Annotated in this window: 20 protein-coding genes and 2 pseudogenes; 12 read left to right on the plus strand and 10 right to left on the minus strand. The window is 69.8% G+C overall.

Annotation, left to right across the window (positions count from 1 at the left end):
• The first annotated feature begins 1 nt into the window (after position 1).
• From AQJ27_RS05485 to pssA, 4 genes are all read left to right on the plus strand, one after another.
• Complete coding sequence (locus AQJ27_RS05485) at positions 2 to 514, plus strand: MaoC family dehydratase (protein WP_054230298.1); 513 nt, start codon at positions 2 to 4, stop codon at positions 512 to 514.
• Between the two features lie 2 nt (positions 515 to 516).
• On the plus strand, positions 517 to 1,722 hold the full coding sequence (locus AQJ27_RS05490) for an acyl-CoA dehydrogenase family protein (RefSeq protein WP_054230299.1): 1,206 nt from the start codon (positions 517 to 519) through the stop codon (positions 1,720 to 1,722).
• Between the two features lie 180 nt (positions 1,723 to 1,902).
• The gene (locus AQJ27_RS05495; RefSeq protein ID WP_079064788.1) at positions 1,903 to 2,550 is read left to right on the plus strand and encodes a phosphatidylserine decarboxylase; all 648 of its coding nucleotides are present in this window, start codon (positions 1,903 to 1,905) and stop codon (positions 2,548 to 2,550) included.
• Positions 2,551 to 2,572: 22 nt separating this feature from the next.
• The gene (gene pssA / locus AQJ27_RS05500) at positions 2,573 to 3,391 is read left to right on the plus strand and encodes a CDP-diacylglycerol--serine O-phosphatidyltransferase (RefSeq protein ID WP_054230301.1); all 819 of its coding nucleotides are present in this window, start codon (positions 2,573 to 2,575) and stop codon (positions 3,389 to 3,391) included.
• Positions 3,392 to 3,499: 108 nt separating this feature from the next.
• Here pssA and AQJ27_RS05505 read toward each other — a convergent pair whose 3' ends face one another.
• Positions 3,500 to 4,618, minus strand: a complete 1,119-nt coding sequence (locus AQJ27_RS05505) for a glycerate kinase (protein WP_067362871.1) — start codon at positions 4,616 to 4,618, stop codon at positions 3,500 to 3,502.
• 199 nt (positions 4,619 to 4,817) lie between these two features.
• Between AQJ27_RS05505 and AQJ27_RS05510 the strand changes: the two genes are divergently transcribed.
• From AQJ27_RS05510 to AQJ27_RS05535, 6 genes are all read left to right on the plus strand, one after another.
• Positions 4,818 to 5,939 (plus strand): ADP-ribosylglycohydrolase family protein, encoded by a 1,122-nt coding sequence (locus AQJ27_RS05510; RefSeq protein ID WP_067362269.1) that lies wholly within the window; start codon positions 4,818 to 4,820, stop codon positions 5,937 to 5,939.
• A 112-nt stretch (positions 5,940 to 6,051) separates the two neighbouring features.
• Positions 6,052 to 6,543 (plus strand): NUDIX domain-containing protein, encoded by a 492-nt coding sequence (locus AQJ27_RS05515; protein ID WP_067362272.1) that lies wholly within the window; start codon positions 6,052 to 6,054, stop codon positions 6,541 to 6,543.
• 70 nt (positions 6,544 to 6,613) lie between these two features.
• The gene (locus AQJ27_RS05520) at positions 6,614 to 7,000 is read left to right on the plus strand and encodes a CU044_2847 family protein (protein ID WP_067362274.1); all 387 of its coding nucleotides are present in this window, start codon (positions 6,614 to 6,616) and stop codon (positions 6,998 to 7,000) included.
• The gene (locus tag AQJ27_RS05525; protein ID WP_079064789.1) at positions 6,997 to 9,216 is read left to right on the plus strand and encodes a VMAP-C domain-containing protein; all 2,220 of its coding nucleotides are present in this window, start codon (positions 6,997 to 6,999) and stop codon (positions 9,214 to 9,216) included. Before AQJ27_RS05520 ends, AQJ27_RS05525 begins: the two co-directional genes overlap by 4 nt.
• Positions 9,213 to 10,169 (plus strand): AAA family ATPase, encoded by a 957-nt coding sequence (locus AQJ27_RS05530; RefSeq protein WP_067362278.1) that lies wholly within the window; start codon positions 9,213 to 9,215, stop codon positions 10,167 to 10,169. The genes AQJ27_RS05525 and AQJ27_RS05530 overlap by 4 nt, the downstream gene beginning before the upstream one ends.
• Positions 10,170 to 10,269: 100 nt before the next feature.
• A complete protein-coding gene (locus AQJ27_RS05535) occupies positions 10,270 to 13,641 on the plus strand; it encodes an SAV_2336 N-terminal domain-related protein (protein WP_159064326.1) in 3,372 nt (1,123 codons plus the stop codon).
• A 225-nt stretch (positions 13,642 to 13,866) separates the two neighbouring features.
• Here AQJ27_RS05535 and AQJ27_RS05540 read toward each other — a convergent pair.
• Positions 13,867 to 14,052, minus strand: a pseudogene (locus tag AQJ27_RS05540) (DUF4291 family protein); the annotation flags it as partial.
• Position 14,053: 1 nt separating this feature from the next.
• On the opposite strand from AQJ27_RS05540, the pseudogene AQJ27_RS05545 reads away from it, so the two are divergent.
• Together AQJ27_RS05545 and AQJ27_RS05550 are read left to right on the plus strand one after the other, a co-directional pair.
• Positions 14,054 to 14,695: pseudogene (locus AQJ27_RS05545) on the plus strand (TerD family protein); the annotation flags it as partial.
• A 155-nt stretch (positions 14,696 to 14,850) separates the two neighbouring features.
• The gene (locus tag AQJ27_RS05550; RefSeq protein ID WP_067362284.1) at positions 14,851 to 15,444 is read left to right on the plus strand and encodes a DUF4291 domain-containing protein; all 594 of its coding nucleotides are present in this window, start codon (positions 14,851 to 14,853) and stop codon (positions 15,442 to 15,444) included.
• Positions 15,445 to 15,622: 178 nt separating this feature from the next.
• Here AQJ27_RS05550 and AQJ27_RS05555 read toward each other — a convergent pair whose 3' ends face one another.
• The 8 genes from AQJ27_RS05555 to AQJ27_RS05590 form a co-directional block, all read right to left on the minus strand.
• Positions 15,623 to 16,522, minus strand: a complete 900-nt coding sequence (locus tag AQJ27_RS05555; protein WP_067362286.1) for a phosphotransferase family protein — start codon at positions 16,520 to 16,522, stop codon at positions 15,623 to 15,625.
• Positions 16,523 to 16,713: 191 nt separating this feature from the next.
• The gene (locus AQJ27_RS56295; RefSeq protein WP_159064327.1) at positions 16,714 to 17,211 is read right to left on the minus strand and encodes a hypothetical protein; all 498 of its coding nucleotides are present in this window, start codon (positions 17,209 to 17,211) and stop codon (positions 16,714 to 16,716) included.
• 224 nt (positions 17,212 to 17,435) lie between these two features.
• Entirely contained in the window at positions 17,436 to 17,801 is a 366-nt protein-coding gene (locus AQJ27_RS05565) for a hypothetical protein (protein ID WP_067362292.1), read from the minus strand.
• Positions 17,802 to 18,005: 204 nt separating this feature from the next.
• On the minus strand, positions 18,006 to 18,278 hold the full coding sequence (locus tag AQJ27_RS05570; protein WP_067362295.1) for a hypothetical protein: 273 nt from the start codon (positions 18,276 to 18,278) through the stop codon (positions 18,006 to 18,008).
• Entirely contained in the window at positions 18,275 to 18,628 is a 354-nt protein-coding gene (locus AQJ27_RS05575; protein WP_067362297.1) for a DUF6247 family protein, read from the minus strand. The genes AQJ27_RS05570 and AQJ27_RS05575 overlap by 4 nt, the downstream gene beginning before the upstream one ends.
• A gap of 143 nt (positions 18,629 to 18,771) precedes the next feature.
• Complete coding sequence (locus tag AQJ27_RS05580; RefSeq protein ID WP_235613371.1) at positions 18,772 to 19,266, minus strand: DUF4291 domain-containing protein; 495 nt, start codon at positions 19,264 to 19,266, stop codon at positions 18,772 to 18,774.
• Between the two features lie 129 nt (positions 19,267 to 19,395).
• Positions 19,396 to 20,082 carry a hypothetical protein gene (locus AQJ27_RS56300; protein ID WP_159064328.1) on the minus strand — a complete coding sequence of 229 codons (687 nt, stop codon included), beginning with the start codon at positions 20,080 to 20,082 and terminating at the stop codon, positions 19,396 to 19,398.
• A gap of 478 nt (positions 20,083 to 20,560) precedes the next feature.
• Entirely contained in the window at positions 20,561 to 20,791 is a 231-nt protein-coding gene (locus tag AQJ27_RS05590) for a hypothetical protein (RefSeq protein ID WP_067362303.1), read from the minus strand.
• Between the last annotated feature and the right edge of the window lie 147 nt (positions 20,792 to 20,938).

The raw sequence follows: 20,938 nt of genomic DNA on the forward strand, positions 1-20,938 counted from the left end.
CATGCAGTTCGGACGCACGTACGAGGAGTTCGAGGTCGGCGCGGTCTACAAGCACTGGCCCGGGAAAACGGTCACGGAGTACGACGACCACCTCTTCTGTCTCCTGACCATGAACCACCACCCCCTCCACATGGACACGAACTACGCGGAGCGGACGACGGACTTCGGCAGGAACGTCGTCGTGGGCAACTACATCTACTCGCTGCTGCTCGGCATGTCCGTCCCGGACGTCTCCGGGAAGGCGATCGCCAACCTGGAGATCGAGTCGCTGAAGCACGTGGCGCCGACCTTCCACGGCGACACGATCTACGGCGAGACCACGGTCCTCGACAAGACGCCCTCGAAGTCGAAGAGCGACCGCGGGATCGTCCACGTCGAGACCAAGGGCTACAAGCAGGACGGCACGCTGGTGTGCGTGTTCCGCCGCAAGGTCATGGTGCCGACCGAGACGTACATCAAGGAGCGCGGGGGCGAGCAGCCCGGCCGTCCGGAACTCAAGCAGCAGGAGAAGTAGCCATGGCGCGACTCGCCCAGACCGCCGGTCTCACCGACGTCCAGCAGGAGATCCTCTCCACGGTCCGCGACTTCGTGGACAAGGAGATCATCCCGGTCGCGACCGAGCTGGAGCACCGCGACGAGTACCCCCAGCAGATCGTCGACGGCCTCAAGGAGTTGGGCCTGTTCGGCCTGATGATCCCCGAGGAGTACGGGGGCCTGGGCGAGTCCCTCCTCACCTACGCGCTCTGCGTCGAGGAGATCGCCCGCGGCTGGATGTCGGTCTCCGGCATCATCAACACGCACTTCATCGTGGCGTACATGCTCAAGCAGCACGGCACGCAGGAGCAGAAGGACCACTTCCTGCCCCGGATGGCGCTGGGCGAGGTGCGCGGCGCGTTCTCGATGTCGGAGCCGGCTCTCGGCTCGGACGTCTCCGCGATCACCTCGAAGGCGGTCAGGGACGGCGACGAGTACGTCCTGAACGGTCAGAAGATGTGGCTGACGAACGGCGGCTCGTCGAACCTGGTGGCCGTGCTCGTACGAAGTGACGAAGGACACCCGGAGGGCACCGCGCCCCACAAGTCGATGACGACCTTCCTGGTCGAGAAGGAGCCCGGCTTCGGCGAGGTCCGCCCCGGCCTCACCATTCCCGGGAAGATCGACAAGATGGGCTACAAGGGCGTCGACACGACCGAGCTCATCATGGACGGACTTCGCGTTCCGGCCAATCGGGTACTCGGCGGCACCACTGGCCGAGGGTTTTACCAAATGATGGACGGAGTCGAGGTCGGCCGCGTCAACGTGGCGGCACGTGGTTGCGGTGTCGCACAGCGTGCGTTCGAGCTGGGTGTCTCCTATGCCCAGCAGCGTCACACTTTCGGCAAGCCGATCGCGCAGCACCAGGCCATCCAGTTCAAGCTGGCCGAGATGGCTACCAAGGTCGAAGCGGCCCATGCAATGATGGTGAACGCGGCCCGCAAAAAGGACTCCGGGGAACGAAACGACCTCGAAGCAGGGATGGCGAAGTACCTCGCCTCCGAATACTGCAAGGAAGTGGTCGAGGACGCCTTCCGGATCCACGGCGGCTACGGCTTCTCCAAGGAGTACGAGATCGAGCGCCTCTACCGCGAGGCGCCGATGCTGTTGATCGGCGAAGGTACCGCCGAAATCCAGAAAATGATCATCGGGCGCCGACTGCTCGAAGAGTATCGACTCCAGGGTTAAGCAGGGTTGGATGTCCTGGTTCGGGGTGTTTTCTTCGAGAAGAAGATCACACCCCGTCAATACTCTTCGGCCGCCGACTCGGCTTCCTGGCTTGCCCAGTTGCGGCCCGCGCCCGGTACGATCCCGGGAAAGCCGCCGTCCCCCGTTCCAGCGCGGCATCATCCGCTACGAAGGTCATCCATGCCCCACAGCCAAACCTCTGCACCTCGCGGCCGGGTCCGCCTCGCGCGCGGAGCATCGCCGTGGCTTCTCCCGACCGTTGCCACCGCAGCACTCAGTCTGGTCAAGGCACGCCGCTCCGGCGCCGCCAAGGCCGTGGCCGTACCCGCCACCGCGCTCGCGGCGGGCATGCTGTGGTTCTTCCGCGACCCCGAGCGCGAGATCGCCCCGGGCCGGGTCATCTCGCCCGCCGACGGTGTGGTGCAGAGCATCATGCCGTGGAAGGACGGACGCACCCGCGTCGCGATCTTCATGAGCCCTCTGAACGTGCACGTCAACCGCGCGCCGCTCTCCGGCACGGTGACCTCGGTCGAGCACATCCCCGGTGGGTTCGTGCCGGCGTTCAACAAGGAGAGCGAGAACAACGAACGCGTCGTCTGGCATTTCGACACCGAACTCGGTGACATCGAGATGATCCAGATCGCCGGCGCGGTCGCCCGCCGTATCGTTCCTTATATCCCGCAAGGTACGAAGGTCGAGCAGGGCGACCGGATCGGTCTCATCCGCTTCGGCTCGCGCGTCGACATCTACCTCCCCGAGGGTGTCGAGGTCGATGTGGAAGTCGGTCAGAAGACCGTGGCTGGGGTGACTCGAATTGACCGTGATTGATCCTGAGACTCAGGCCGGCTGGGTGCCGGAGGCCGACGAGGTGGACGACGAGGAGGAGATGCCCCTCTCTCTCCGCCTCTCAATAGCGGACACCCTCACCCTCGGCAACGCCACGTGCGGCTTCATGGCGGTGTACTTCACCACCACGGGCATTCTGATCCCGCACCTCACCGGCAGCCAGGAGTCGGGCATGGCGCGCCACAGCGCCGCCACGGCCGTCATCCTGATGCTCTGCGCCGCGGTCTTCGACCTCTTCGACGGCCTCGTCGCCCGCAAGCTGCGCTCCTCCCCCATGGGCGCGGAACTGGACAACCTGTCGGACCTGATCAGCTTCGGTCTGGCGCCGGCGTACTTCGTCCTCGTCTACGGCATGGTCGCGGACGACGCGCACCAGAGAGTGGCGGCGCTCGGCGCGATCGTGGTGTTGCTCGCGGTCGTCCTCCGCCTCGCCCGCTTCTCCTGCGTCACGGTGAAGGACGGCACGTTCCAGGGCATGCCGTCGCCGTTCGGAGCGCTGACGGTGGTCTCGATCGTGCTCCTGGAGCTGCCCTTCGCGGCGACGCTGATGGCGATCCTCGGCACGGCATGGCTGATGGTGAGCCGGGTGGAGTACCCGAAGCCGCGGGGCCGCCTCGCGGTGGCGATGCTCTCCTGGATCGTCCTGTCCATGGGTCTGCTGGCGGCGTGGGCCTTCGACGCCCCCAGCGGTCAGCTCCTGCTCCAGACCGGCTGTGCGCTGCAGCTCGTCATGGGTGCGGTGATTCCGCTGTTCGCGACGGCTCGACGGGTGAACAACTTCCGCGACAACCGGCGTGAGGCACGGGCGGCGCAGCTGCCGTAGCTTTTCCTCGTACACGCCCGAAGGGGCCCGAACCGGACAACCGGTTCGGGCCCCTTCGTCATACCTCGTCGTACCCCGGGACGGGGCGGGTCGTACCCAGGAAACGGGTCAGGTCAGGAAGTCACGGGCGATGTTCTGGGCCACCGTCTCCAGGATCGGTCCCGCGTCGGAGATGCACCGCGCGATGTCGGGCTCGACCTCCGTGAGGGGGTACGCGCGCCGGATGCCGGCCCTGCCGAGCGCCTCCGGCCGCAGTGCCAGGCGCCCGCACACCGCGACGACCTCCTTGCCCGCGGCACGGGCGGCCGCGGCCACCCCCGCCGGAGCCTTGCCGTGGAGGGTCTGTTCGTCGAGGGACCCCTCACCCGTGATCACCAGGGTGGCCCTCTCCAGCGCGGGCGCGAAGCCGAGGACGTCGAGCATCACCTCGATACCGGGACGGAACCGCGCGCCCAGGACCAGCGCACCGTAGCCGATGCCACCCGCGGCCCCCGCTCCCGGCGCCGCGGCGTACTCCGTGGCCCTGGACCCGATCGACTTCTCCAGAACCGCGGCGAAGTGCCCGAGGGCCGCGTCCAGGATCTCCACGTCGTCGGGGCTCGCCCCCTTCTGGGGGCCGTACACGGCGGGCGCGCCCTTCGGCCCGGTGAGCGGGTTGTCCACGTCGCTGGCGAGGACGAAGTCCACGGAGGACAGGCGGGGGTCCAGGCCGGACAGGTCCGCGGTCGCCACGTCACTCAGCGCCGCACCGCCGGGAGCCACCGGCTCCCCCTCCGCGTCCACGAACCGCGCCCCGAGCGCGGACAGCATCCCCGCCCCGCCGTCCGTCGTCGCGCTGCCGCCCACGCCGAACACGATCGTCCGGGCCCCGGCGTCCAGCGCGGCCCGCAGGAGCTCCCCGGACCCGTACGTGGACGACGTCAGCGGCGCGAACACCCCGGCGGGCAGTCGCTGCAATCCGCTCGCCTCCGCCATCTCCACCACCGCGGTGTCGCCGCGCAGCGCGAAGGCGGCGGTGAGCTCGTCGCCCAGCGGGCCGGCGACCCGCACCTCCCGCCGCTCGAACCCGGCAGCGACCGCCGCGTCCACGGTCCCGTCGCCGCCGTCGGCCACGGGCAGCGCCTCGACCTCGACATCCGGCACGACGCGGCGCAGGCCGGCCATGACGCGCTCCGCGACCTGAACGGCGGTCAGCGACCCCTTGAACTTGTCCGCGGCGATCAGCACACGCGGAACACGCGCGGTGCCCGCACGTGTCGTCTTCACAGCAGAGTCCGCCACCTTGCATTCCCCTTGCTTTCCGGCCTCGCACACGTCAAGGCAGTCGCGCCGCTGCGACCTTAACCGGAGGACGCCCCCGCCGTCATGCCCCGACCGGACCGCGGAACACCGCACGCTCATGCCCGGAATTGGGTAAACCGGAGCTATGACCCCTGTGGGCACCGAACTCGCGGACCGCGTTCTCGGGGGCTGGCTGGGCCGGATCGCGGGCAACATGCTCGGCAAGCCGGTCGAGCAGGGCGACCACTGGACGCGGGACCGTATCGACCGCTATCTGCGACAGGCCGCCGCCCTGCCGCTCACCGACTATCTTCCCGAGCCCGCCACCGACGGTGACGCCGGCGAGTTCGAGCTGCGGCCCGAGTGGCGGCAATGCGTGCGCGGCCGCATCCACGGCAGCTGCCGTGACGACGACGTCGACTACGCGATCCTGGGCCTGCACCTGCTGGAGACGCACGGTTTCGGTTTCAGCACCGAGCAGGTCGGCGACCTGTGGCTGCTGCGGCTGCCGTATCTGCAGACGTTCACGGCGGAGCGGGCCGCGTACCGCAACCTCGCCAACGGCATCAAACCGCCGCTGACGGCGACGTACGACAATCCCTATCAGGAGTGGATCGGCGCCCTGATCCGCGCCGATGTCTACGGCTGGACCAGCCCGGGTGCGCCGCGCCGGGCAGCCTCCCTCGCGCGTCGGGACGCCGTGCTGTCCCACACCGGCAACGGTGTGTACGGGGCGATGTGGGCGGCGGCGCTCGTCTCGGCCGCGTTCACCGCGCCCACGGTCCGCCACGCACTGGACACGGCGCTGACCGTCATTCCCGCGAGCAGTCGCCTCGCCCGCACCGTACGCCGGGTGCTCACGCTTCACGAGACCCGGATGACCTGGGAGGACACGCTCACCACGGTGTCCGAGGAGACCGCAGGGCTCGGCTGGATCCACACGATCCCGAACGCCGCCGTCCTCACGGCCGGGCTGCTCTACGGCGACGGCGACTTCACCCGGACCATCACGCTGACCGTCCGCGGCGGCCTGGACACCGATTCGAACGGCGCGACGGCGGGCTCGGTGGCCGGGGTCCTGTGCGGGGCCGGGGCCGTTCCCGCGCAGTGGAAGGACCCGCTGGAGGACACCGTACGCAGTGCGGTGTTCGGCTTCGACGGCGTACGGATCAGTGAGCTGGCGGCACGAACGGTCGCGCTGGCGGAGGCGGAGGGCGAGGCCCAGGGCGGGTCCGGTACCGGGCCCGACGCCCGGGACCTGTCCTAGCCGACGAGTGTCGGGGCCGTCGGGGTCCGGGTCACCCATGGCGTCGTCGTCGAGGTCCGGGACACCCATGGCGTCGTCGTCGACCTCTCAATCTCGTACGTACGCTTTGGGAATGACCACTCCAGACTTCGCCACGTACATCGCGGGCCTCCCCCGTGTCCTCGCCGGTGCCGCCGCGCTCTTCCGCGACGGTGACGGCCGGGTGCTGCTCGTCGAGCCGAACTACCGTGAGGGCTGGGCCCTTCCGGGTGGCACCGTCGAGTCGGACGACGGAGAGACCCCGCGCCAGGGCGCGCGCCGCGAGACCGCCGAGGAGATCGGGCTCGACATCGAACTCGGTCCGCTGCTCGCGGTCGACTGGGTGCACGGGACGGCGCGGCCCCCGCTGGTCGCCTACCTGTACGACGGCGGAGTCCTCGGCGAGCGGGAGCTCAAGGCGATCCGGTTGCAGGAGGAGGAACTGCTGTCGTGGCGGCTGGTGCCGCGGGAGGAACTGGCCGAGTATCTGCCGGGCTCACTCGGCCGCCGGGTCCTCGCCGCGCTGGACGTACTGACGGAGGGCGGCGGAACCGCGGAGCTGGAGAACGGCCACCGGGTGGGCTAGTCGCCCATCGGCTACGGCGAATTCGCCAACTTCACTACCTTCACGGGACATTGATCGGCACAATGCCCGTGTGCCGCACTACGACTACATGGAGTTCGCCCTCGACGACGGGGCCCACGTCCGGCTCGAACTCGCGGCCGCGGGGGAGGCGTCGGCGGCCCCGGCCGTCGACGCCGATCTGCCGGGCGGCATTTCCGGGGTGGTCCCGGTCGGGCGTGGCGCGCGGGTCGCGTCGCTGGCGACGGACGGTCTGCGCAGTGTGCTGAGCCCGCTGGGGCCCATCCTGCAGCAGGTGCACGACGCGATCCGCGGGATACCCGACCCGCCGCACGAGATCTCCGTCGACTTCGGCATCCAGATCGGGCAGGACCTGAAGATCGGCATCGTCGGGGCCAACGGCCAGGCCAGCATGACTATTTCGGCGACCTGGCAGCTGCCCCGCCGGACGGAGCCGTGACCTGGTTCGGATCGCCGGACGACCCGTCGTCCGGCGACGCCCGCGGTGCGCTGGTGCGCGTCCTGTCCAGCGATCGCGGCCGAACCGCGGGGGCGGGTGTCTACCTCTCCGGCCGCAGGCTGCTGACCTGCGCGCATGTCATCAACCTGGCGCTCGGGCTGCGCAGCCTCAGCCCGCACAACCCGGGGGAGGTCACCCTCGACGTGTCCTTCCCGGTGCTGTCCGCCGTGGATCTGCACCAGGCCCGGCTGGTCGCCTGGATACCGCCGCGGTCGCCGCAGTACGGCCCGGTCGCCGACGGCTCCCTGGAGTGGGACGGCGATCTGGCCGTCCTCGAACTCGACGAGGCGCCTCCCCCGCCCGTGAGCCCGGTGCGCTGGCTGGAGATGGAGCGCGGCCAGCAGGTGCGGGCCTGGTACGGCGGCGGGCAGCCGTTCTCGTACGCCGACGCGCGGGTGGGGGCGTACGACGGCCGGATCTGTTATCTCGACGGACAGTTGTCCGGCGCGGCGGTCGACGAGGGCTACAGCGGCGGGCCCCTCTGGTCGGTGACCGACCGGGCGGCCGTCGGCCTGGTCGTGGGGCGGATCACCGCGCCCGACGGGGTGTTCTCGGCCCAGCACACGCTGCGGCGCAGCTGGGGGCTCGGCTGGCAGTCGGTCCTGCGGGAGCTGGCCCGAGTGGGGGCGGCACCCGAGCATGTGAACGGCAACCGGGAGCGATCGGCCGCGACCCTCGCCGAGGCCGAGTCGGTGCGCGACATGATGGTCGGCCCCCTGCACAGCCTGCTGGGCGACCCGCGGGCGCGCGCCGACCACGCCACCGTGCTCGCCGCCCAGCTCGCGCTGCGGGCCCCGGGCGACGGGAGCGCGCCGACCGTGGAGGAACTCGCCCATCTGCTCAGCGGCACGGAGCGGGCGCTGCCCACGCTCGCCGAGTCCCTCGCGCCCAAGGTGGCGGACGATCCGCGCGGCCGGGCCGAGCTCGACCGGCTGCTCGCCCTGGGCCGGCTGACAGAGGCCGCGCGGCTGCTGTCGGTGGCCGAACACCGGGCGCTTGTGGTCAAGTTGGAGCATCTCACCGAGCACGATCCGGGCCTGCTGCCGCGGGCCGCGACCGCCGCGCTGCCCTACGTGGACCTGCCGCGCTCGCTGCAGGCGGCGCGCCTGGCACCGTCGGCCGTGCCCGCGGTCGTCCACGAACTGGAGGGCTGGTACGGGGACGGCTCGCCCGTGCCCGACGAGTCGCCCCGGCTGCCCGCACTGCTGCGGGTCGTCGAGTACGTGGCGGCGGAGACGTCCGGCGATCTGGCCCGGCAGGCGCTGCGGGAGTGGAGCGCCCGGGTCGCCGCCCGCCTGGGCATTCACTCCTCGGCGCTGCAGGAGCGGCGCGGTGACGCGGACCGCTGGTCCCGGCGGTCCGCGCCGGCCGGTGTACGGGTCCTGGTGGAGCTGGACCGGTACGCCAAGGACCCGGCCGACCACTACCGCTGCTCGGTGTGGCGGCTGCGCCCCGACGGCACCCCGGCGCGCGCCGCCTCGGAGTCCGACCGGCCGCGCACCGGACGGGAGATCGCCCGGCTGATCCGGGAGGTGGCCGGGGGCGCGGAGGGCGCCGGGGACGGGGTCGCGCTGGTCGCCGTGTCGGTGCCGCCGGACGCGCTGGAGCTCGCGCTCGACGAGTGGGACGGGGCGGGCGCCGAGGAGTACATCTCCGCGCGGCTCGGTGAGGACTTCCACCTCGTGCTGCGCTGCCCGAAGATCCGGCGGCGCTCACGCACCGGACCCGCCGATCTCAAGCGGCGCTGGAACGCCCGTCACCAGAGCGACACCCTCCTCGCGGACCACAGGATCGGCGGCCGGGCGGGACTCATCGGGCTGCTGAAGACAACCCATCGGGACACCGCGCGCGTCCTTGTGCATGGAAGCACCGAGCACCGCGGCGAGTTGCTGCCCGTGTGCCTGGTGATGGGGGTGCCGGTCGTGCTCTGGGACCGGGCCGTCCCCGGTCCGGACGACTGCGCCCCGCTCGACGCCCTGGCACCGCACGGTCCCGTGGACGGACTCCCGGAGCGCGTACGGCACTTCAGGGTCCGCGCCTACGCGGACCGGGCGGTGCCCGCGCGTCCCGCCCTGGTGTGGGAGGACATCGAGCTGCCGCTGCCCGACGAACTCCAGCTCGCCGACCCCTCGGAAGGAACGGAGCGGACAGGATGACCCAGCAGACGCAGGACGGGTGGCGGCTGTTCCGCGGTGACCGCGTGGCCCGTGAGGTGGAGTTCCCCGAGGCGCCGCCCTGGCGGCAGTTCGGCGACGGACCGGGCGGCCGCCCGCGGCACCGTCCGTATCTGATCGGGCGCACGGAGGCGGACGTGGTCAGCGCCGCCCTCCATCTGCGCCGCCCGCTGCTCGTCACCGGGCACCCCGGAACCGGAAAGTCCTCGCTGGCGCACGCCATCGCGCACGAGCTGTCCCTCGGACCGGTGCTCCAGTGGCCCGTCAACAGCCGCTCGGTCCTCAAGGACGCCCTGTACGGCTACGACGCGATCGGCAGGCTGCGCGAGACGCATCTGCGCCAGGAGCGCGGGGACCCCGAGCCCGACATCGGCACCTATGTGCGGCTCGGGCCGCTCGGTACCGCCCTGGTGCCGCGCGACCGGCCGCGGCTGCTGCTCGTGGACGAGCTCGACAAGGGTGACGTCGACCTCCCGAACGATCTGCTGACCGTGTTCGAGGAGGGCGAGTTCGAGATACCCGAGCTGTCCCGGCTGCCGGAGACGCAGTCCGAGGTGCCGGTGCTGACCCATGGCTCGGGTGGCGAGCGGGTCACCGTGACGCGCGGGGTGGTGCGCTGCCGGGAGTTCCCCGTCGTGGTGATCACCAGCAACGGCGAACGGGACTTCCCGCCGGCCTTCATGCGCCGCTGCGTACGGCTCGATCTGCCGGACCCGGACGAGGCCCGGCTGCGGGACATCGTCGCCGCGCACCTCGGTGAGGACGCGCTGTCCGACGTGGACGACCTGCTGCACGCCTTCCTCAACCGCCGGGCGCCTGGCGAACTCGCCACCGACCAGCTGCTCAACGCCGTGTTCCTGCGCAAGGGCGGAGTCGATCTGGACGCCGAAGGGCTGCTGGACGCCGTACTCCACCGCCTGGGCGGGATGGTCTAGCGTGCGCGGGGGCGACGGGGGCGACGGGGGCGACCCGCGTGACGTCGGTGGCGGGTCGGGCGGCTCGCACGTTGCGGGTGCCCCGCCGATCCTGCCCCCGTTGAGCAAACTCGGCCGGCTGGCCGGTCACGAGCTGTCGATCCATGAACTGCTCGACACCCTGTGGCTGGCGACGCGGCTTCCCCCGGGAGCCGCGGCGCCGCTCGCGAACGCGCTGGCCGCGGACGCCGTGCCGCCGCCGGGCACCGGCGCGGGAGACACCGAGCGCTCCACGCCCGGCCCCGCCCCGGCCGAGCTCGACTCCCCCACGCCCGCCACACCGGCGCAACCGCCGCCTCCCGCCCAGCTGTTGGGTGCGCTGCACGCGGCGGCAGCGGCGCGCAGCGCACCCGAGTTCGCGGACCTCGCCGCGCCGGGGCTGCGTGGCGCGCCCGGCGAGGGCGCGCTGCCCGTACGGGTCCCCGAGGAGAAGGCGCTCGGGTCGGACGAGCTGCGCCTCAGCCGTGCGCTCCGGCTGCTGAAACAGCCCCAGCCCGGGCCGTTGAAGCGGGAGTTCGACGAGGAGGCCACGGCGGCCGCCATGGCCGAGACGGGGCTGCCCGATGTGGTGACCCGCCCCGCCCGGCAGCGCTGGCTCGACCTCACCCTCCTCATCGACGACGGCATCTCGATGCTGCTGTGGCGGCGGCTGGCGATGGAACTGCGCGCCCTGCTGGAACGCCTCGGCGCCTTCCGCGACATCCGTGTGCACGGCCTGGACACCCGGTCGGCGGGGGCGCCGCTGCTGCGCTCCCGCCCCTTCGACCCGCACGCCCCGCTGCTCTCCCCCGCGTCGGTCGCCGACCCCTCGGGCGGCACGCTGGTGCTGGTGATCAGCGACGGCGTCGGCGCCTGCTGGCGGGACGGGCGACTGCACGCGGCGCTGGAACGCTGGGCGCACCAGGGGCCGACGGCGATCATGCACGCGCTGCCCTCCCACATGTGGGACGGGTCGGGCATCCGCTCGGAGCCGTGGCTGGTGACGACCCGGCGGCGCGGCGCGGCGAACGACACCTGGGAGGTCGCCGACCCGCTGCTGCCGCCGGGGCTCGGTGACGAGTTCCCCGGGGTCCCCGTCCCCGTGCTGGAGCCCTATCCCCCGGCGGTCGCCGCGTGGGCGCGGCTGGTGGCCTCGCCGGGAGGCAGCGCGGAGCTGCCCCTGCTGGCGCCGCTGCAGGCGAAGGCGCCACGGGCCGGGGCCGACACCCGGGGCGGTGGCGCGGCGGACGCCGTGCTCAGGTTCCGGGACGCCGCGTCCCCGGGGGCCTACCGGCTGGCCGCTCATCTCGCGGCGGTGTCCCCGCTCACGGTGCCCGTGATGCGGCTGGTGCAGGCGGCCGTGCCGTGGCGGGCCGACACCGCGCATCTGGCCGAGGTGTTCCTGGGCGGTCTGATGCGTCAGGTGGAGCCGGTCGACGAGCGGCTGCCGGCGCAGCACCGCCGGTTCGGTTTCGCCGGCGAGGCCCAGGAGATCCTGCTCGACACCGCGTCCCCGATCGATCTGCTGCGTACCACCCGGGCGGTCACCGCGCGGCTGCGCACCCTGGTGGGCCGCTCCCCCGACTTCCCCGCCTGGCTCGCCCACCCCTCCGGGACGGGCGAACTCCTGCCCGGGACACGGCCGTTCGCCTGGCTGGAGGACCGGCTCCTCACCCACCTGGGTGCCAAACCGATGGCGGCGACGCCGCCGCGCAGCACCGAGTACGAGGAGGTGCGGCTGCCGTCGGGCCTGGAGGCGGCCCCGTCGTGGCTGCCGCTGCGGTTGCAGGACCTGCATACCCTGGGCCCGTACTCGCTGCTGCAACGCGACGGCACGGGCGGCAAGCCCACCGCGTACATCGGGGAGGACGAGGAAGGGCAGCGGGTGCTGCTGCGGGTGTCGCACTCCTTCGACTCGCCCGTGGCGCGGGAGTTGCTCGACGTGGAACGCCGGGCGCTGCGCCGTATGGACGGGATGTACGCGCCCGCCGTGGTGCGCAGTGACCTGGAGGGCCCCACGCCGTGGCTGGCGCTGCGTCTGGACACGCTGAGCGGTGGTCCGCCCGCGCCCACGCTGCGTGCCGTGCTCGACGCGGCCGGGGCGCTGCCCGGGACTCCGCTGTTCACCTGGCTGGGCTGGAACCTGGCGCGGGCGCTGACCCGCTGCCACCACAAGGGCATCGTGCACGGCGCGCTGACCCCGGGCACCGTGCTGGTCACCGAGTCGACGCTGCACCTCATCGGCTGGACGTCGGCGCGCATCGACGGCGCGTGGAGCGCGTCGACACCGTCCACGCCGGCCAACTCCCCCTACCGGGCGCCCGAGGTGACGTACTGGGGCGAGTCCCGGATCACGGCGGGCGACGTGTACGCCCTGGGTTCCATCCTGTTGCAGGCCGCGACCGGCCGGCCGTGGCGCTGGTACGAGAACGACGCGCTGCGCAGGAGTCCGCAGCTCGCGCAACTCGACGGGACGATCGCGGAGTTGCTGCTGCGCTGTGTCGAGCCCGAACCAGCGGGGCGGCCGACCGCCCGCGAGGTGGCGGACGCCTTCGGGGCGCTGCTGCCGGGCGGGGTGGAGTGGGAGGACGTGGAGGGCGGCACGGGCGGGGACGACGACAGCCCCGCCGTCGAGCCGGAGACGGCGAGCGACGAGGAGGACGACCACGAGCAGTGGATGCGCACCATCCGCACTCCCTTGCCCGAGCCCCTGCGGATCGCGCTCGTGGGTGTCAAGGACGGGGTCGGCTGCACCACGACCACGATGGTGCTGGGGGCCGTACTGGCCGACCAGCGGCAGGAGCGGGTGCTCGCCATCGACGCCGACCGGCACACGGGCAGCCAGGTCCGGATCGGCGGGCGGGTCTTCCGCAACACCCTGGCCAGCCTGTCGGACCTGGCCGAGTCGCTGCACGAGGTGCGGCACTTCGAGGATCTCCAGTTGTTCCTGTCGCCGCACCGCTCGGGGCTCCAGGTTCTCGCCAACGACTCCGTCTCACGCATCGCGTCGGTCGGCCAGTTCACGGACTACGACTTCCACCGGGTGACCCGCACCACCCGGGACTACTTCGACCTCACCCTGGTCGACTCGGACAAGTTCATGCCCACGGTGCTCAGGGCGGCCGACCGCGTGGTCATCGTGTCGCGGGCCGACCCCGCCGGTCTGACCCAGGCGCAGCAGGCCATGGACCGTCTTGTCACCCTCGACCTGCCGGATCTGGTCCGCGAGGCCGTCGTCGTCCTCAACCACAGCCGCCCCGCGGCCGGCTGGACGCTCGACGCCGCCAGTATCCGCGGCCTGAGCTCCCGCTGCCGCGGCGTCGTCATGGTCCCCCGCGACGGCCACCTCACCATGGGCAGCACGGTCGAACTCTCCTGGCTGACCCCCGAGGCCTACAAGGCGTACCTGCGCCTCGCCGCCCTCCTGTTGGGCCCCCGCCCGATCTTCCCCTGACCCCGGCCGGCCCCCGGTTGAAGGTGTCGTGCCAGGCGTTGGTGCGTTCGATGTGACAACGCCGATTGCTCGTCCGGCCGAAAGGGCCACGGCACTTCACGATCAAGCGGCCTGCTCGTCTGGGGTGCCGCCGAGTGCCGCCGGCCATGGCATCCGGTGGACGAGGCTGTCGCGCAGCGCGGTGAGGATCGCGACGCGCTCCTGCCGTTCGGTGAAACTTGTCGGTCACGCGCGCAGGGCGGCCAGTAGTTCGTCCCCGGCGGGGTAGGGGCGTTCCTTGGGCAGCAGTGCGGCCGCGGCATCCAGCTCGCTGCGGCTTACGAGCTCGTGGACCTCTCGGGCGAGCGGAGTCACGTCGCTGACGGCCACGGTCCACTCGTCCGCGTAACGCTTAACGGCCTCACCGGAGAGCTCGCACACCTTCGCCAACGGCAAGCCGCTGGAGCTGATCTCGGGCCCCGAGCTTGTTGACCTGCTGCATCGTCATGGGCTGCGTGGGCGCCTGGGTGAGGGCGGCCGTCAAAGCACGGCACCGCCGACGCCAGCGACCCCTGACACTCGATTGCCCCACGACTACAACGTCCTGGGCAGGTCGTGGACCGGCAGCGTGGCATTGGATGTGTGTGCTCTGGTCTGCCGTGGCAACCGAGTCCTCAGCGACGATCACTTTGTTTTCTTCAACAACCCGCAGACAGCCGACGGTTCCGTGAGGACTCTGGCCCCCACAGCACCTGACAAGGCCGCGATCTGCGTCTCGTTCGACGGCTTGCCGGATGAGGCTGACCGGTTCGTCCTTGTGGCCGCGATCGACCCAGAGGCCAACCCGGACGCCGACCTCTCCGGATTCACGGACGCCCGCATCCGTCTGCTCGACCCGCGGCTGACCGAGCTGGGACAACTTGAGGTTTCCGACGGCCGGTCCGACGAGACCGCCTTGGTGCTCGGCTCCTTCCGTCGAAGGCCGAACGGGGATTGGGACTTCGTCCTGGGCGGCAAGGGCTACGCCGGTGGCCTGAAGGAACTCGTGCAGGATTTCGGCATCGAGGTGGACTAGAGGGACTTCGTGTACAGCAGCTGGCTGTGTCCTAGGTCTGTGAACGCTGCTTGATGACCCAAGTCAAGCAGCGTTCACAGACCATTGCGCCGTCGCCACTAGTGGCAGTCGAAAATCGGTGGTCACCTGACCTGGCCGAGCCCACGCTGTACGCCATGGAAGAACCGCACCGCAGGATCCGCGCGCTCCACACGGCATCCACGATCACTGTCTACCAGGCGTACTCGCTTGAGATCGGACTGCCCGCCATCCGCGACGGCCGATTTCCCGCTGCGTGGAAGCCTGGCCGCATGACGTGGATCAAACCCAGTTTCATATGGATGATGTACCGCTCAAACTGGGGCACGAACACCGGGCAGGAGACTGTCCTGGCCGTCGAGATCACTCGCGACGGCTTCGACTGGGCGCTGCGCCATGCCTGCCTGTCGAGTTACGTTCGCGGACTGCATCCTGATCGCAGCGCCTGGCAGCGCGACCTCAAGCGCGCACCGGCCCGTGTCCAGTGGGATCCCGAACGCGATCTGCACCTGCGTCCCCTGCCGTACCGCTCGCTACAACTGGGGCTCTCGGGTGAGGCATCGTCGCGTTACGCGGACGACTGGATCGTGTCCATCAGTGACGTGACTCCACTCACCAACGAGATCCACGCACTCGTCAAAGACGGCGAACTGGACTCAGCGACCCGACTGCTCCCCCAGGAGCAGGGATACCCCGCCGGCGAAGAACTACTGGCCCACCTGCGTCCCTGACCGGCAGTCCGGGCACAACCGCCGGCATCACCCACGGGTCACATGGCAGCACAGCTCTGTGAACGCTGCTTGGTGATCCATGTCAAGCCTCGCTCGTAGCCGATTTGTCTGCAGCATGGTGGGCGCTGGTACCCGCACGGGGATTGATGCCCTTGGCCGCTCGGTCGAGATGCGGTGGCTATGGCGGAAACAGCCATTCCATCGCGGCAAGGCTCTTGTCGACGTACTTGCCCTGTTCCGTCTCGATGCCGTGTGCCAGGTCCTCGAAGACACTGCACCTGGCATAGAACACGGCGCGCGCGCTGAGAGCCGCGAGGTCGTTGGCGTCGGTTCGATAGCTGCTGATGGCGGCGCGGGTAGCGGCAGGGCCGAGATCGCGGTAGAGCAGCCCGAAGTCGTAGGCCGGATCGACGACGGCTGCATCGCTCCAGTCGATGATGCCGGTCACCGTCCATGCAACAGGGTCGATGAGAACGTGTTCGATCCCCAGATCGTTGTGGGAGAACGTTGGGGTGCATCCGCCGGACGGTGGTGCGGCACCCAAGAACGCCTCGACGGGTCGGCGGTGCGCCGCCGGTATGTGCCCGGCTACCGTCACATAATTCTCGGTGGCCTCATGCCGCCACTCGGCCAGCGGCTGGTGGTCCGCGTCCACCAGATCGACCAGCTGATCGATCGGAACAGCATGCAGCGCAGTGAGGAGCTCGCCGAGCGTGGCGGCGATCGACGTGCCGTGGGTCGATCGCTGGTGCCGCGGCATATCCAACAGCGGCGTGCCGGGAAGCTTGTAGTAGGCCAGACATCCCTGTTCCGCGACTGTGAACGTCGGTTCGGGGACGGGCAGCGGCGAGATATCGCCGACGGCTGCAAGCACGCGGGCCTCGTGGCCCACCAGGGCGGTCCGCCGTGCCAGGTCGGGCTCCTTACTGAAGCGCACGATCAGCTCACCGTTGACCTCGTACGCCAGGTTGTCCAGGCCCTCGCCAAGCGGCACAACGGAGTCGATCTGATAGTCGAGCATGTGCGTCACCACGACGCTGCGGACGTCTGCGACGCGGTCGCGGCTGCGACTGGTCATCTGCCGACCTTATCGATCGATCGCATGAGGCCGGCGGTGGTCATCGGGTGGCCGCGCGGTCGCCGGCCAGGCCCGCAAAGGCGCGGATGGCCTCTCTTCAGGCACGGGAAAGGGGCTGTGAACGCGGCGTTCGCCATGGATGCCGAACTCACCTCCAGGGCGCCCGCTGGGCTGGGTCCGTGCGGCCGTCGTCACTGCGAGGCAGTTGTGAGCTGAGCGGTGATTTTGGCCAGAGCCTTTTCGGCGGGGTGCTGCTTGATGAGCCCCTCACGACCTGCGGCGCGAAGCTCCACCACCGCTACCCCTTCGGGGCCTGCGGCCACAACAGCGGTCACAATGGTGGGGTTCAGGCCCCCAATCCCTACACCGACTATCGCTCGTACGGCGATGCCCCCGTTGTCTCGGGCTTCCACGCCCAGCAGATTCCCCATGTCGGCCAGAGTCGTGTGGACCAGCTGGAAGACTGCCGTCACCGTTCCGGACAACTCGACAAGAGTGGTACTGACATCCTTCTTTGTCCATTTGAAGCCTCGAGCGGCTCCACGAGCACCGCCCCGCGCCCCTGCTCTGCCCAAACCGTGCGTTCCGGTGGCCGCCCCTCCAGCGGCAGCTCCTATTGAGCCGCCCTTCGCACCGAGTTGCATCAGTGCGGCGAGCAAGAGCTCGTTCTCGCTGGCCTCATCAAACATGCCCGCCTCCTCAGAGCCAACAAGACATGGCTCTACAACCAAAGTCACCCAGTCTTACCACTGGCCAGCAGCCTCCTCCAGATCGGCTGCCGTATGTGGCTTCTCCGCGTGGTGCATGCCTTCGTTGTGGGCGCGCGACCTCGACCCGGAAGTCGGCGAGGACCACGAACGGGTGGCGAGCCTGCCCGGAGGGCTAACGCACTTTGATGCCACCCCTCCGCAGCTCAGCCGGTGTGCCGGTCGGTGGAGAGCAGCCACTGCCAGCGTTGACGTTCCGTGACGAGGGTGGCGGCCACGAGGAGAGACACGAGGACTGCCGCATAGACGGGCCATGCCAACCATGCGGCGCTCGCGGCGGCAGTGAGCTGGAGCACCACGAGCAGGATCGTGACCGTACCGGAGACAGGGATGATCACCTGCGCCTTGTCTCCCGGAGTGGAGAAGACGGTCGGGAGGCCGATCAGTACCACCACCGCCAAGACGGCAAGCAGCCATGAGTACTTGGACAAGGCCCAGGGAGTGGCCACCCAGGCGACGAGTTCCGTGGCGAAGCGCAGGACGGATGCGATGCGGTCGTCCGGTCTCTCCATGTTCGCCCCCCCCCGCAAGCAGTGTCGACCACCAGCGGGAGATCCTACGACCATGGATGGGGCTGTGAACGCGGCTTGGTGATCCATGTCAAGCCGCGTTCACAGACCTCTTGCGACTGCTGGGCTGTGGCAGCCACGGCACCGGAAGCCGATGGCTGGTCTCGTCCCAGACCGCTCCTGGAATGGGAGAGGCCGGCGCAGTCACTACAAGGCGTCGAACGGGGGCACGATGCGGACGACGATGATGAGTGGCGCGCGCGGGGCCACGAGGAAGTAGAACCATCCGCCGGCCGCGTCCATACGACGTAGGCCGCCCGGTCTTGGGCCGTTGCCGAGATCACTGACGTCGATTCCCGTATTGGCGAGCTCGACGAGTTGGCCGGCCAGGCGTTCGACTTCCGCCACGACGTGGGCCGGGAGGCCGCCTGCCACGTGGTCGTGATCAGGGTCGTATTCCCAGTGCCAGTCCGGACTCACCGGGTCGAGAGACCGACGGCCGCGTGGGCTTCATCGAGAAGCCGTCCGATCTCGGCGGCGGCTTGTCGTGCCTGCGCGGCGTCGCCCGCTTCAGCGGTGTCCTCCCAGCGGCGGAAATCTGCAGCCAGGCTGGGCTGGCGTTGGATGTAGACATAGACGGCCCACTGGGTGATGAATCGCCTGAGAGGGGCAAGATCGGAACCCTGTCGGGACTGGTCGGCCGCCTGGTCCAGCTCCCGCGTGAAGGCGGGGAGCGAGGCAGGCGCGATCTGACTGACGGCCTGCCGTAGCGTGGCGACCGTTGCAGGCGGCTGAGGGATGAGCGGTTGCTCAGCGGCTGGGGTGGTCATGGCTGCTCCCATGGGCGCGATTCTGTCCCACGCCTCAGCCTAACGGGCAGGAGCACTTTCGCTCCGCTCGAACGAGTGAGGGAGAAGCGATTCAGCTGTCGCACGGACCGGCCCGAGGGCGGGAGGTCGGGTGAGTCCGTTCCTCATCCCTGCAGGTGGGCGATGAGCTCGTCCTGCCCGGTGTAGAAACTTTCCTGGGGCGGCAGCCGGGCGGCTGAGTCCAGGTCGCCGCCCCTGACGAGGGCGTGGACCTCGTGGACGAGTGGGGTGACGTTGCGGATGGCGACCGTCCACTCGTCCGCGTGGCGTCGCGCTGCCTCACCCGAGAGGCCCAGTTGCAGGGTCCGGTACGGCAGGGGCCGCAGCCGCAGGTCCCGCTCGGGGTCCCACTGCACGCGCGCGGGCGCCCGCTTCAACTCCTGCTTCCAGGCGGCCTGGTTCTCGTGCAGCCCGCGCGCATAGTGCGAATGGCACGCGTGGCGCAGCGCCCACTCGAAGCCTTCACGGGTGATCTCGACGGCCAGAACAGTCTCCTGCCCCTCCTTCGAACCCCAGCCGCAGCGGTACATCATCCACAGAATGCTGGGCTTGATCCATGTCAACCCTCGTTCACAACCCTTTCTGCAACCGGTGCGCACAGCGGACCAGTACTGGTGGGCGCGCCTCGTTGGCCTGCACCTACGCCACTCGATGATTTGGATCAAAGACCCCACCCAGAGCGGCCCTTGATCACAGCAGATATGCGCACTCGCCCCGAGCCTCATGCCTCACCCGTCGAAGCGGGACCAACGGAAACGGTGTTCGAGCAGCGGCGTCAGGGTTCCGCGGTGGAGCGCGCCGAAGTTCACGACCGCCTCGTTCTCGTCGCGGCTGACCTGTGTAAGCAATCCCGGGGCCACGAAGAATCTCTCGGCCGTGTAGGTCGGTAGGAACGGACTCAGGGGTATGGGACGCAGCATGCTCCACAATGCGTCGAGGCGCGCGGTCGGCATGCAGTAGGTCCATGCGTGGTAGGGAGCGGCATTCATGGCTTCGTAGAGGGTGAACTGCAGGAGGAAGCGGCTCAGCGGCTCCTCTTCAAGGATCGTTTCCGGATCCGCAGCACCGGGGTCCTCGGTGAGCCACACGCGGGGATCGGCTTCGCCCGGTTTCTCCCGTGGCCACGGGATGGACCAGTCCATTCCGGCCCCGTTCCACATGGCGAACACCAGCCGGTCGCCGAGCGGTCCGGAAGCACGCCGGGGCTGTTTCAGTACCGGGTCGTGGAATCTGTGGAGTGCCGGGCGAAGGCGGGCCAGGCGGTGGAAGGCTGCCAGCGCCTCCGGCAGGTCGCCCATTTCGCCCGCGGCGCTCCGGTCCTCGGCCGGCTCCGTCTCCTCGGCGGGAAACCAGCCGAGGACGAACGACTCCAGAGCCCGGATCGGATCCGTTTCCACGTGGTCGACCCAGTCCACCCCTGGCACCGGCCCGGGTGCCGGGACCGGTCGTACCACGTCCAGCATCTCGCGGCTCAACGGCCGGTCGAGCTCCAATTCGGCGTGGTCGAAGCTGGCAGGTGCATACGACGTTCCTCTGCAGAGCGCGGTGCCGAGGGGAAGACAGCCCTGGTCCAGGCGGGTGAAGAGGTGGATGGGCAGCGGCCCCCGGAATTCGAACCGTGAGTGGAGCTCCGGAATCCTGTCCCCGCGCAGTAGCACCTTGGTGGAGTCCTGGACGCCGCTGACCCCCGGGGTGTCCCCGGCCGCGACGATTACGACGGTTGCGTCCGCCCCTGCCCCGATGAGAGCCGGGCCCATCTCGTACCGGTGGAGCCGGGCTCCAGCGACGGACAGTGCTGCCGCCTCGGTGATCAGTGGCGGAAGCGTCTGCGGCATGTGGGCACCCTATCCAGGAAGAGGACAGGGCGATTAATCATGATTCGATACGCGCCCTTTAGACGGCTGATCTGTAGATGGCCCGGACCGGATCGATCTTCACCAATGCGCCCTTCGACGCAAGCTGGCGGAGAACTCGCCGCGCTTCCTTCTCCGCGGCCCGCTGGTCGGCTGGCTCATACCCGGAGTCGCGCAATGTAGTCACGGCTCGCTGCGTATCCCAGATCCCGCCCAGAGCCCCGACCGCCTTGGCGACGACGTCCTCGTGTGTCTGTGGTACATCGGCCATCGATACCCCTCCTATGGAGTCGTCAGCCTGACAACTCGGTACGTCTCAGCCGTGCAAGGAGTCCGTGGACGCGGCTTGATGATCCATGTCAAGCCGTGTTCACAGTCCTTTCTGTCACGAAGGACGGGCGGCACTTTGATCCTGCGC

Origin of the sequence: Streptomyces olivochromogenes, from assembly GCF_001514115.1 — a bacterium.
Taxonomy (GTDB): Bacteria; Actinomycetota; Actinomycetes; order Streptomycetales; family Streptomycetaceae; genus Streptomyces; species Streptomyces olivochromogenes.